Source organism: Paenibacillus sp. CH40 (assembly GCF_024213605.1).
Taxonomy (GTDB): Bacteria; Bacillota; Bacilli; order Paenibacillales; family Paenibacillaceae; genus Paenibacillus; species Paenibacillus polymyxa_B.
The window spans coordinates 384,248-396,572 of sequence record NZ_JANAVQ010000004.1; the positions used below are offsets into that span (position 1 = coordinate 384,248).

The following is a 12,325-nucleotide window of genomic DNA, read 5'->3' on the forward strand; positions in this document are numbered from 1 at the left end:
ATTCCAAAAAATTTGGTACTTTTTATAACATATTTACCGTTTCAGGAAAACATTTTGGGGGTAATGTCAGAATTTATAACGTTTGTCAAGGAAATAAATCACATTTTAGTAACCTAAAAAAGACTTGCTGGTACCACCGTGATTATAACAGCGGTATTCAGCGAGTCCTTTTTTAGTAAATTTGGTAGTCTACATTTTAGCCCCCGGCACGCGCCAATTCACGCATATTGGCTTCAAATGCTGCCAACAGAGCTTCATCTCCGCTCAAACCAGTTGCCTCTTCTTTTTGGATCTGTTCAACCATACGCTTGTAATCCTTTGGAATCACTCGTACAAACTGCTGAATCGCAGTCTGCCAATCATCCAAAATACGTTGTCCCGCTTCACTACCCGTGTAAGTGACATGGCGTTGAATCAAGCCGCGCAAATCCGCTGCTTCTGCAGGATCTTCCACACCTTCCAGCAACACCATTTCCAGATTACAACGACTCAGGAACGTCCCCTCAGGGTCATAGACATAGGCAATACCTCCGGACATTCCGGCTCCAAAATTCCGTCCGGTTCCACCCAATACAGCTACACGTCCACCCGTCATATATTCGCAACCATGATCACCAACGCCCTCAACTACAATACGTGCGCCGGAGTTCCGAACGGCAAAGCGCTCGCCTGCGATTCCGCTAATGTAAGCTTCACCGCTGGTCGCTCCATACAAGGCTGTATTTCCGATAATAATGTTTTCTTCTGCCTTAAAGGTCGCTTTGTGAGACTTTTTCACAATAACCTTACCACCAGATAGCCCTTTACCAACATAGTCATTGCTATCGCCTTCCACGCTCAGCGTGATGCCTTTCGGAATAAATGCCCCGAAGCTCTGACCTGCCGATCCAATAAAGTTAAAGCGAATTGTATCCTCAGGCAGACCCGCCGCTCCATACTTACGGGTGACCTCGCTGCCCAGAATCGTTCCTACCGCCCGATTCACGTTTGTAATAGGTAAGGTACCCTCAACAGGCGTTCCGTTCTCCAGCGCTTCCGCAGCCATCGGTACGAGCTGTTGCATGTCGAGTGTTTCTTCCAGACCGTGATTTTGGCGTTGTACGCGGTAACGTACACTACCTTCTTCCAACTCAGGAACATGCAACAGCAAGCTCAGGTCTACGCCCTTCTTCTTCCAGTGCGAATCGGCGTTCACGGTATCCAGACAATCCGTACGTCCAATCATTTCCTGAATCGTACGGAAGCCCAATTCCGCCATAATTTCACGGACATCTTCTGCGATGAAACGCATAAAATTCACCACATGGGCAGGATCGCCCATATAATTTTTGCGTAGCTCCGGATTCTGCGTAGCCACACCAACCGGACATGTATCCATTTGGCATACCCGCATCATAATACAGCCCAACGCTACGAGCGGCGCTGTAGAGAAGCCGTATTCTTCCGCGCCCAACAGGGCAGCTACTACCAAATCGCGGCCAGACAGCATCTTGCCGTCTGTCTCCAATACTACGCGGTCGCGCAGGTTGTTTAGCATCAGCGTCTGATGCGTCTCCGCCAGACCCAGCTCCCAAGGCATACCCGCATGGCGGATGGAGCCTTGCGGGGAAGCGCCTGTACCACCGTCGTAACCGCTGACCAGAATAATGTCAGCACGGCCTTTTGCTACCCCTGTAGCAATCGTGCCTACGCCTACTTCTGACACCAGTTTCACGTTAATGTCAGCACGCGGATTAGCGTTTTTGAGATCATAGATGAGCTCTGCCAAATCCTCGATAGAATAAATATCGTGATGCGGCGGTGGTGAAATCAAACCTACTCCAGGCGTAGAACCACGTACCTCAGCGACCCAAGGGTATACCTTACGTCCTGGCAGTTGTCCACCTTCGCCCGGCTTAGCGCCTTGCGCCATTTTGATCTGAATTTCGTCGGCATTCACCAAGTAATTCGATGTTACACCGAATCGGCCCGACGCTACCTGCTTAATCGAACTGCGACGAGAATCGCCATTGGCATCCGGTATGAAACGTGCAGGGTTCTCCCCACCTTCACCCGTATTGCTCTTGCCCCCGATCCGATTCATCGCAATCGCCATATCTTCATGCGCTTCCTGACTGATCGAGCCAAAGGACATGGCTCCTGTCTTGAAGCGGCGCATAATGGATGCAGCGGATTCCACTTCATCCAGCGGCACAGGCTCACCAGCAGGCTTCAATTGAAGCATGGAGCGAATCGTCAAATACTGTTCAGATTCACCCTGTACCAGCTTGGCGTACTTCTTGTAAAGCTCGTAGTCTCCCGAGCGTACCGACTGCTGGAGCAAATGCACCGTTTGCGGGTTAAACAAATGCTCTTCCCCATCGTTACGCCATTGATAGTCGCCGCCCGAATCCAGTACTTTGTCGTTGCCGTCCTTGTCAGTGAAAGCACGGTTATGATGAACCAGCGCTTCCGTAGTCACTTCCTCCAGACCAATACCGCCAATGCGGGAAGGTGTCCAGGTGAAATAACGGTCAACAAAATCCTGCTTCAGACCTACAGCCTCAAAAATTTGTGCTCCACGGTACGATTGAATCGTGGAAATACCCATTTTGGACAATATTTTAACGACACCCTTCGTTGCCGCTTTAATATAATTTTTAACTGCCTTTTCGTGCGAGATGCCGCGCAACAAGCCCTGCTGAATCATGACATCCAGCGTTTCAAAAGCCAGATACGGATTAACCGCGCTCACACCGTAGCCAAGCAGCACCGCATAATGGTGAATATCCCTTGGCTCCCCGGACTCCAGCAAAATGCTCACACGTGTGCGTGTACCCTGCTTAATCAGATGGTGATGCAGGCTGGAAACAGCTAGCAACGCCGGAATGGCCGCATTTTCCGCATCCACTCCACGGTCGGACAAAATCAGGATGTTATGACCTTTGTCAATGACACGGTCAGCCGCCTCAAACAATCCTTCCAGCGCCTTGCGTAAGCCCTCAGCGCCTTCCTTCGCTTCAAAGAAGATCGGAATTGTCATCGATTTGAAGCCAGGACGGTGTACGTGGCGAATTTTAGCAAACTCCTCATTCGACAACACCGGCGAATCCAAACGAATCTGACGACAGCTTTCCGGTTCTGGATGCAGTAAATTGCGCTCTGGCCCAATCGTAGTTGCGGTTGACGTTACAATCTCCTCACGAATGGCGTCAATCGGCGGGTTCGTGACTTGAGCAAACATTTGTTTAAAGTAATTGTACAAACGTTGCGGACGATCAGACAGCACCGCCAATGGTGCATCGTACCCCATTGAACCAATCGGTTCTGCACCTGTAAGTGCCATCGGCTCCAGAATTTTGCGCAATTCTTCAAACGTATATCCAAAAGCGAGCTGAAGCTGATTTACATTTTCATGTTTAGGCTCCGGCTGTTCTAGTGCTTCCGGCAGCTCATCCAAATCAACCAAGTGCTCATCCAGCCATTGCTGATAAGGTTCCTCGGAAGCAATACGTTCCTTTAACTCTTCGTCAGAAACGATACGGCCTTCTTGAGTATCAACCAGCAGCATACGACCCGGACGGAGACGATCCTTATAGAGCACATTTTCAGGAGCAATATCCAATACACCCGCCTCTGAAGACAGTGCGATCAGATCGTCCTTGGTCACATAGTAACGTGCAGGACGCAGACCGTTGCGGTCGAGAATCGCCCCGATTTGGATACCATCTGTAAACGCCATCGCAGCAGGTCCATCCCACGGCTCCATCAAGGTGCTGTGATATTCATAAAATGCTCGTTTCTTCGGGTCCATGGTTTCATGCTTGTTCCAAGGTTCCGGCACCATCATCATGGCTACATGAGGAAGGGAACGTCCGCTCAGATACAGAAACTCTAGTGTATTATCAAACATGGCTGTATCTGAGCCATCTGGGTTAATGACTGGTTTTACCTTCTTGATATCTCCGCCAAACGCTTCGCTTTCAAACTGCGCCTGGCGAGCATGCATCCAGTTCACGTTGCCGCGCATAGTATTAATTTCGCCGTTGTGAATCATAAAACGATAAGGATGCGCACGGTCCCAGCTCGGGAACGTATTCGTGCTAAAACGGGAATGGACCAGCGCGATCGCCGATGTCACCCGCTCATCCTGCAAATCCAGATAAAATTTGCCTACCTGCTCGGTTGTGAGCATTCCTTTGTATACAACCTTGCGACATGACAAACTTGGAATATAGAACGACTCACGGTTCTCATCCTCTTGGTTATAGCGAATAGCAAGCTCTGCACGTTTGCGAATGACATACAGTTTCCGTTCGAAGTCCAGCTCTTCCTTCAAATCGCTACTGCGACCGATGAATACCTGACGCACGCCTGGTTTAGCTGCTTTTGCCGATTTACCCAGCATTTCGTCATAAGTTGGAACATCGCGAAAACCCAAACAATTTTGACCTTCGTCCACGATGATATCTCTTAGCTTCTGCTCATGCACTTCACGAACTTTTGGATCATTGGATACAAAAAGCATACCCACGCCATAATGTCCGGCCTTTGGCAATTTAAAGCCCAATCGCTCCGCTTCCTCTTGAAAAAACAGATGAGGAACTTGAATCATGATCCCTGCTCCGTCACCGGAGTTTGGTTCACTTCCCTGACCGCCCCGATGCTCCATATTCACGAGCATGGTCAAAGCCTGACTTACAATATCGTGCGATGGTTTTCCCTTGATGTGGGCAACAAAGCCCATGCCGCAGGCGTCTTTTTCGAATTGGGGATCATATAGTCCCTGTTTGGGTGGTAAACCTGTCTGTCTCATGGAACGCAACCTTTCTGTTATAAAGTCATGCTGGCCTGAAATACAGGCGGCCGAATAGAAGACAGTGGCGACAAGAGGTAACTCAAAGAACAACTACGAGGAATGGGGGACAAAACATGTGACGTATTCAAGGCGGTACGGTCCGCCGAATGCGTATGTTTTTCAATAATTATGCAATGGCTTGACTTGAAAAATACGTCGATTCCACTGATGAATCTAATTAGTTCTATCATTTTATCATTGACCTATCATGTTAGCAATTCAAAGTTTTTATGATTGTGATAATAAATCTTTTACATTACAGCTTCAACGTATCAATGCAAAAATATCTCATTTTTATGTATAAATATTCACTTTTAAAAAACAGCCTTCCCTATTCCTCTAAGGAACAGAAAAGGCTGACAAAGGAGATTTGATGAGTTTTTAGACCATCAAGTATATTCCCGTAAATCAGATATCCGTATTAAAATTCGAGACTTTCGCCGGGCTTCAATGCTTTCCCTTCAATGCCTTCTTTGTGCAGACGATCACAGAAGCCGTCTCCGTCCTGCTCAATACCCGGGAACGTATTGTAATGCACCGGTATTACGCGGCTTGCACGCAGCCACTTTGCTGCCAGCAGTGCATCCTCCGGTCCCATCGTATAACCATCTCCGATGGGCAATACCGCAGCATCGATGGAGTTAGTTTCGCCAATGAGACGCATATCGCCAAACAGGCCAGTATCCCCTGCATGGAAAAAGGTTTGGCCTCCCATGGTCAATAAGATCCCCGCCGGCTCTCCCATGTAAATGGTTTGCCCGTCCACCGTCAAAGATGAGCTGTGGAATGCAAGCGTGAATTTCACATGGAAACCGTCAAAGTGGTGACCTCCACCCAGATTCATACCGTGAGCTTTGGCCCCCAAGGATGAACAATATTCGGCCAGTTCCGCGACTGCGATTACTGGACAATCATTGCGCTTGGCAATTTCAACAGCATCTCCAAAATGATCGGCATGGCCGTGTGTCAACAACACGGCATCCACCTGAATATCCTCCGCCTGTACGGTTGCTTTAGGATTTCCCGTCAAAAAAGGATCAATAATAATCCGTTTCCCCTCTGCCTCTACCAGTACAACTGAATGTCCATAATATGTGATTTTCATATCATCTACGCCTCCTTTGTCACTTTCATTATTTTGGTTACTTTCCTTTACCTATTATACCTCTTTTGCATACTGGCTTCACCTGTACCCTAAAATTCGTTCACAAAGCTGAACCCTATTGTTTAGAAAGGGCTGTTATTTGTAGAAAGTATGATGACCGATAGTTTTCACCTTCGTACGCGAATGATGAACCGTAAGGTCCTGGGCCAACGTAAGCGACAGGAAAAAACAGGTGTTATCAGGCACGGCTTTATGGCCGTTCAAAGCAGCAGTAACCGCACGGATGCTGTCCTGGTTGGGTTGAACACGACGAAGACGCCCGTTCGCGACCGGACTAAATTGCGCTTTTTGATAAATCACTGCCTGAATCGTATCGGGAAATGGGGCTGACCGCAGCCGGTTTAAGACAACGTTGGCAACTGCCACTTTGCCTTCGTACGGTTCGCCTTCTGCTTCTGCCATCACTATTTTTTGCAGCAGGAGCAGTTCTTTAGCGGAGACAGGATAGCTCCAGGTAGACAACGCCTTGTCATCCTGCGTGAGCATTTTTGTCTTCGTAAAGTAGATGGTTGTAGGAGGGGTTAGGATTGCGGACTTGCTATGCTGGACCTCAGGCTTTTTCTTGCCTGTAGCAACGTTATTCCGAGCTTGTTCCGCCTGCTTCATCTGGGAAGCAGGTAACGGAGTCGGCATGATTTCTTTCCAGCTTGACTGCCCATGAGCAGCGACAAAGATGGGGCTTGTCCTGTTTGACCCGTTATGGGTCCCCATCCTGTCGCCATATGTAGGAGACGAAGAGTTCCCTGACCAGCTCAGAGATTGCATAGGTGCATTTTTATGATTTTTCTGTGTTTGCTGAACCTCAGCGTAGAGGCCTATCCCCAATATACAAACAAGCAGCACACTCAATAGAGGTGCAAACCAACGATGTTCTTTAACGATTTCCATAATGTTCCTCCCGTTAACTATAAGCACATTCCTCAGATATGTAACCTAAAATGCGCTTTTTGAATAACGCTGAAACACTATATCACTAAATTCGCTGATAGATCAAGGCTTTCACCTCATTAATGGGAATGTTTGAATTATTTGGTACATTGGTTTTTGGCCCATTCGGGTTGCATATAAAACAAATTCTTCCACTTTCCATGGCTCGCTGCATCGATCATTTGGCTGCCAAATAGACGGTGGAATAGGCTGTTCTCCTGTGTACGAACGCGCTAGGGTGATATGAGGTCGATAAGGTCGCTCCTCGGGTTTAAAACCCAGCGGTTCGGTAGCCTGGAGTATGGACTGGTACAGTTGATCCAGTGAATCACGCTGCCCGGTCACTCCCCTCCACAGTACACGCGGAAATTCTTCACGGCCAAAAAAACCTGCTTCTCCAATGCCGAGTGTGAACGGGTCATGCTCAGCTGCAGCTTGAACTAAAACCTGCTCAAGTTTCGGTATAAGCGAGGTCTCCACATCACCCAAAAACTGAAGTGTCACGTGGTAATCTCTGAAATCACTCCATTTGCGAAAAGTCAGGTCTTTTAAATCCTGCTCCACCCAATAATGTAGCTTCTTCTTATGCTCATTCGGGAGAGCAATAGCTGTAAAAAGTCTTTGCGATTCATTTTTCATCAACCTATACCTCCTTTCCTAATTGATATTTGTGGATATCTCAAAAAGTAGCTGTTTGGATTGTCCCTGATCAGGGTAAAGCCATTTGTTGTTATATATAGTGACACTGCGAGCTCGTTTTTACCCTCCTTATGCAATTTTTTCGGCAATCTGTTATTCTTGAAAGGATGGTTCGCCAGAATATATTGGAAACTCCAAGGAATCAAAAATCGAGGAGGCTATGAACTATGGGAAACATTTTAAGCTTACATCAACTTACGGAAGAGCAAAAAAAACAAGTTCGTGCAACGGCTCCGGGCTACGAGTTGATTATTGGCAAAGCTCAGGAATTGGAGTCTAAACAAATTCGGGAGGCCGAGGTTATTCTAGGCTGGTCCAAGCATATTGCCGAAGAGGCCTTACATCCAGACAGCAAGCTGAAGTGGATACAAACCTGGTCGGCCGGGATTGATAAGCTACCGCTTACAGAATTGGAGAAGCGTAACATTTTACTAACGAATACAAGTGGTGTGCATGCAATTCCAATTACAGAGCAGATCTTTGGAATGCTGCTATCGCATACACGTTATTTACAGCAAGCAGCTCTCTTGCAACGTCAGAAAACATGGCAGCCACCGAAAGGCCAACTGACGGAATTACGTGGCAAAACGCTGTTGATTACAGGCGTTGGCGAAATTGGCCGGGAAACAGCGCGGATTGCAGAAGCCTTTGGCATGCGGGTGATCGGAGTCCGCCGTTCTGGCAAGGAAGCTCCCCATGTAGAGCACATGTATACTAACGAACAACTACACGAAGCATTGGGAGCAGCGGATATCGTGGTAAATATATTGCCATTCACCGAGGAAACCCATCACTTCTTTGACGAAAAAGCATTTGCAGCTATGCGTAAGGGTGCCTTCTTCATTAATGTAGGTCGCGGTGGCACCGTTCATACGGATGCGCTTGTACGCTCTTTGGAACAAAAGCATATTGCCTTTGCCGGACTGGATGTATTCGAGGAAGAACCGCTACCTGCTTCACATCCGCTATGGAGTCTGGACCATGTCTTGATCACACCGCATATTGCAGGCGATACGGACCGATATGCCGAACGGGCGGTGGATATTTTTCTTACTAATTTGAATGCCTATGCCGCTGATCAGGAGTTACCGCTGAATTTGGTTAACTACAAAACTCAGTATTAATACACTACTTACAGATCCAGATTTCCCGACTCATACCTGTCTTATGTATGCGGCATTGCTCCGTAAGGGTCCAGCCTGACTCGGATAACAATGTTTCCATCGGCTCCGTGCTCACGACCACTGCCCGCGCGGCCAAGCGTCTCAGACTGCGCAGCATCTTCTTTTGTTCATCAGTCGGGAGCACGGAGCACAGGTTATAGGGCATATCCAATATGGCCGCATCGTATGTGCCTTCGAGCATATTCATATCCCCGAGCTTCACTAGATCTTCTTCATATCCAAAATGACGCAAATTCACTCGTGCCCCACGCACCGCCAACGGGTTGGTGTCACAACCGCGAATATCCTCCCCCATGCTCAATGCCTCAATCATTACATTGCCCATACCACAACACGGGTCTAGCAGTTTCAATGAGCCTGACTCTCCCTTTGCTGCTGTTAGATCAGTTGCTGCCAAATTCACAAGTGCCCTAGCTACCAGAACGGGTAGTCCAGTAGAATAATTTTGCGGCTTCTGACGACGCTCCTGCCACGATCTGTCGCTATACTGACACATGCCCAGTAGCCACCGTTCTCCTATCCGAATAACACCAAGGGTGATATCCGGTGTCTTCATTTGCGCCTGGCCATGAATGCGTGCACCAATTCGGCGTTCGATTCCGCGCCGCTCGTCATAGTCGGCCTCATGGTCACCTTCTTTAAGGCACAACACCTTGAAAGTCTTTCCTTCCTCAAGTTGTAACATAGAGGCTGCTTCGCATAGCTCTTCCAGTGTTCCCGCATCTGTCATTACATCCAGCCGAAGATGAATAAACGGGCTGGTACCCGGCTCCAGCCGCCGATGGGACAATAGGATGGAATCCTGCACGGGCGGCTGACCGAACAAGCATTTCAATTCCAAAAGACATAACTCACGCTCTGTTTCATGACACGCATAGGTATATATGTAGCTTGGTTTCATTTCTTCGATATTCGTTTTCTGTTTATTCATGTCATATCTCTTTTCATTTGGAATCAAGGCTAGAATTTACAGCCTCCGCTATTAGACGGTAGGAGTGAAGCCGCTGCTCATAATCGGGAATCGGTGTGACCAACAGAAACTCATCATTATCATATTTAATCTGCAAGCCGCGTAACCGTTCGGCAATATCCGACGGCGTTCCCACTAGCCAGCTGGCTCGCATTGCCGGGTCGCCCAATGAAATCTGAACAGCCCATTGCTGCGCCAGTTCATTTGTCAAGGCACATACTGCTCCTACAGCCACCATGGTACGTGGCTTGTCCATCCGGTTGGATGGCTGAAAGCTGGAGCGGTAAATGCTTAGCATTTCTTCCGTTTGCTGTTCACTCATAAACTGACCGAATACATAGCCTGTTGAATACTGGGCGGCATATTCGGCACTTTTTCGGTTTGTACCTAGCATCCACACTGCTGGCGGCTGTTCAGGCATCGGCCGGGCAAACACAGGCACCTGTTCATATTCGTAAGTACCTTCCAGCAAAGCCAATAGAGCTTCCATCGTCTGTGGCAGCTCCGCCACATGTTGAAGAAAATTACCGCTCAGTGCCATCGAAGCATGAGGTCCCCCACCAGGTGCTCTCCCCAGGCCCAATTCGACTCTGCCAGGATATAGAGCGGCCAGTAGATGAAACCATTCCGCGACCTTGACTGGACTATAATGCGGGAGCAAAATAGCACCCGCACCCAGTTTAATTGTCTTCGTCACCGCCCCGATATGCGACAGCAGCACTTCCGGGCTAGAGGAAGCCAGCCCCTCCATATCATGGTGCTCCGAGGTCCAGTAGCGTGTATATCCCCATGCTTCTGCCTGTCTCGCTAGTTCACCAGCTCGTTGAACCGCTTGCTCCGGACGGTTACCGGGCAGCAACGGCACCATATCGAGCACACCGAGATTCAACCTTTTTATAGATAAAGACCGAGATTGCATAGACACATCCCTCCCTCCTGCTATCCATTACAAACCAGTTCCTTCTACTATATAGGGGAAATTTAATGGTCAATCCAGATCATAAATGGAACCCACCTTCAGACCGTATAACTCATTATAGATTTTTTCAGCAAAAGCATCGGTCATACCTGCAATATAGTCTATGACCATATGCTCCCATGTCCAGATCGGTTTCGCCTTGGCTTGGTCGCGCTCATAGCGCTGGAGCCAGTCGCTTGGAATAATAGATTTGGACGTTTCCGGGTCCAGAAACGCCAGCCACAGCCGTCTGAGCATCCACTCACTCCGTTTTTGCAGTCGCTGTACGCGCAGATCGCGGATCATCGTAACCCAAGCAAAGCTTTTCAACACACTCACAGTACGCAGCATATCCAAATCTTCGCTTCCATCCCGTACGAAGGTCACCTTTTTCCAATTTCCATCATCAATTACACCCAAGCTGCTGACAAACAGGCTGACCCAGTATGCCTTCACTTCACGGCGAGTACGGGAATAATCGTGTTCACACATCGGCATCTTGCCATTCCACACCTTCAAAAATTCGCTCAGCACAGCCGCTACCTTCTGCTCAATCTGAGCCAGTTGCCAGCCTTGCCAGAAGCTATCCTCCAACGTGGTGATTTTCTCCGTAATCAGACGAATTAAATACGGATCATATAAGAAATGCTCGTGCACCTCGATTTTCCCAGCCTTAATCCCATCCTCCAGATCATGCGCAGAATAAGCGATATCGTCGCATAGGTCCATAAGCTGGGCTTCTAGCGTCTTTTTACCATCAGGGATACCCCAATCCTCGCGGATAGAACGTATGTATTCCCACTCATGCAGGTACAACCCTTTTTTGTTCAGAATCCCCGGGTATGGGTATTTGTTGATCCCCAGTAACACGGCGTCCGACAAATTCAAACCATCCACGTTCTCACGCTTCTCCAAAAACATAATCAGTCGGAAATTGTGCGCGTTCCCTTCAAAATGCTCATAAATTTGTCGCTCACGCGCATAGGCCTCCTGTCCACGCTTGGACTCCGGTGTGAAGCCTCCGGCAGAGGATATCTTTTCTACCTTTGTTTCAATCAGTTGATCTAAAATCCCGTCCAGCACCTCTTCTCCCTTGTGTCCGAACGGTGGATGCCCAAAGTCATGTGCAATGGAAGCACATTCTACCACCTCAGGGTCAATGATCAGTCCTGCGTTATCTGCCTGTTCCAGCTCTACTTCGGGATGGCGGCGCAGCAAGCTTCGTGATGCTTCACGCGCAATTTGCGCTACCTCCAAAGAATGCGTCAGTCGTGTGCGGTAATAATCGCCCGTACCTGCGCCAAACACCTGTGATTTACCCTGCAATCGCCGGAAAGTCGGTGAATGGATCAAACGGGAGTAGTCCCGTTCATATGCGGCCCGTGAAGCGTCGCTTCGTGTCTGTTCCGCAAATTGCCGATGCTCTCTCTTGTCCTGCCATGTCATAAAGCCCACTCCCTACGTACTCAATTGGAGTGATTATACATTTTTTTCGCGCCTCAGGAAAGCTCACATGACTTTCAGCTGTAAAAGTTACTTTTAGCGCCACTGCGCAGTCGGATGGTGCTTTCTATTCCAATACAAA

Annotated in this window: 8 protein-coding genes; 1 reads left to right on the top strand and 7 read right to left on the bottom strand. The window is 48.4% G+C overall.

The genetic code is table 11. The annotated features are described in order from the left end of the window. Positions 1-196: 196 nt before the first annotated feature. The 4 genes from gltB to thpR all read right to left on the bottom strand — a co-directional run bounded on the left by gltB (position 197) and on the right by thpR (position 7,568). Positions 197-4,795, bottom strand: coding sequence for a glutamate synthase large subunit (gltB, locus tag NLX73_RS15050; protein ID WP_254326546.1), 4,599 nt, complete (start codon positions 4,793-4,795; stop codon positions 197-199). A 463-nt stretch (positions 4,796-5,258) separates the two neighbouring features. Continuing rightward, on the bottom strand, positions 5,259-5,942 hold the full coding sequence (locus tag NLX73_RS15055) for a metal-dependent hydrolase (protein ID WP_029516186.1): 684 nt from the start codon (positions 5,940-5,942) through the stop codon (positions 5,259-5,261). A 135-nt stretch (positions 5,943-6,077) separates the two neighbouring features. After that, the gene (locus NLX73_RS15060; RefSeq protein ID WP_209941246.1) at positions 6,078-6,890 is read right to left on the bottom strand and encodes a cell wall hydrolase; all 813 of its coding nucleotides are present in this window, start codon (positions 6,888-6,890) and stop codon (positions 6,078-6,080) included. 111 nt (positions 6,891-7,001) lie between these two features. Next, the gene (thpR, locus tag NLX73_RS15065; protein WP_254326547.1) at positions 7,002-7,568 is read right to left on the bottom strand and encodes an RNA 2',3'-cyclic phosphodiesterase; all 567 of its coding nucleotides are present in this window, start codon (positions 7,566-7,568) and stop codon (positions 7,002-7,004) included. A gap of 227 nt (positions 7,569-7,795) precedes the next feature. Here thpR and NLX73_RS15070 point away from each other — a divergent pair, with 227 nt between their 5' ends. Further along, positions 7,796-8,752 (top strand): D-2-hydroxyacid dehydrogenase, encoded by a 957-nt coding sequence (locus tag NLX73_RS15070; RefSeq protein ID WP_254326548.1) that lies wholly within the window; start codon positions 7,796-7,798, stop codon positions 8,750-8,752. A gap of 4 nt (positions 8,753-8,756) precedes the next feature. On the opposite strand, the gene NLX73_RS15075 is transcribed toward NLX73_RS15070, so the two are convergent. The 3 genes from NLX73_RS15075 to NLX73_RS15085 form a co-directional block, all read right to left on the bottom strand. Then, positions 8,757-9,743 carry a TRM11 family SAM-dependent methyltransferase gene (locus NLX73_RS15075; protein ID WP_254326549.1) on the bottom strand — a complete coding sequence of 329 codons (987 nt, stop codon included), beginning with the start codon at positions 9,741-9,743 and terminating at the stop codon, positions 8,757-8,759. Positions 9,744-9,756: 13 nt separating this feature from the next. After that, the gene (locus NLX73_RS15080) at positions 9,757-10,701 is read right to left on the bottom strand and encodes an MsnO8 family LLM class oxidoreductase (protein ID WP_254326658.1); all 945 of its coding nucleotides are present in this window, start codon (positions 10,699-10,701) and stop codon (positions 9,757-9,759) included. A 69-nt stretch (positions 10,702-10,770) separates the two neighbouring features. Next, positions 10,771-12,186 (bottom strand): deoxyguanosinetriphosphate triphosphohydrolase family protein, encoded by a 1,416-nt coding sequence (locus NLX73_RS15085; protein ID WP_061830290.1) that lies wholly within the window; start codon positions 12,184-12,186, stop codon positions 10,771-10,773. Between the last annotated feature and the right edge of the window lie 139 nt (positions 12,187-12,325).

What these genes read in the sequence shown, in the direction of transcription:
- gltB (WP_254326546.1), bottom strand. Translation starts at nt 4,795, where the DNA reads ATGAGACAGACAGGTTTACCACCCAAACAGGGACTATATGATCCCCAA.
- NLX73_RS15055 (WP_029516186.1), bottom strand. Translation starts at nt 5,942, where the DNA reads ATGAAAATCACATATTATGGACATTCAGTTGTACTGGTAGAGGCAGAG.
- NLX73_RS15060 (WP_209941246.1), bottom strand. Translation starts at nt 6,890, where the DNA reads ATGGAAATCGTTAAAGAACATCGTTGGTTTGCACCTCTATTGAGTGTG.
- thpR (WP_254326547.1), bottom strand. Translation starts at nt 7,568, where the DNA reads ATGAAAAATGAATCGCAAAGACTTTTTACAGCTATTGCTCTCCCGAAT.
- NLX73_RS15070 (WP_254326548.1), top strand. Translation starts at nt 7,796, where the DNA reads ATGGGAAACATTTTAAGCTTACATCAACTTACGGAAGAGCAAAAAAAA.
- NLX73_RS15075 (WP_254326549.1), bottom strand. Translation starts at nt 9,743, where the DNA reads ATGAATAAACAGAAAACGAATATCGAAGAAATGAAACCAAGCTACATA.
- NLX73_RS15080 (WP_254326658.1), bottom strand. Translation starts at nt 10,701, where the DNA reads ATGCAATCTCGGTCTTTATCTATAAAAAGGTTGAATCTCGGTGTGCTC.
- NLX73_RS15085 (WP_061830290.1), bottom strand. Translation starts at nt 12,186, where the DNA reads ATGACATGGCAGGACAAGAGAGAGCATCGGCAATTTGCGGAACAGACA.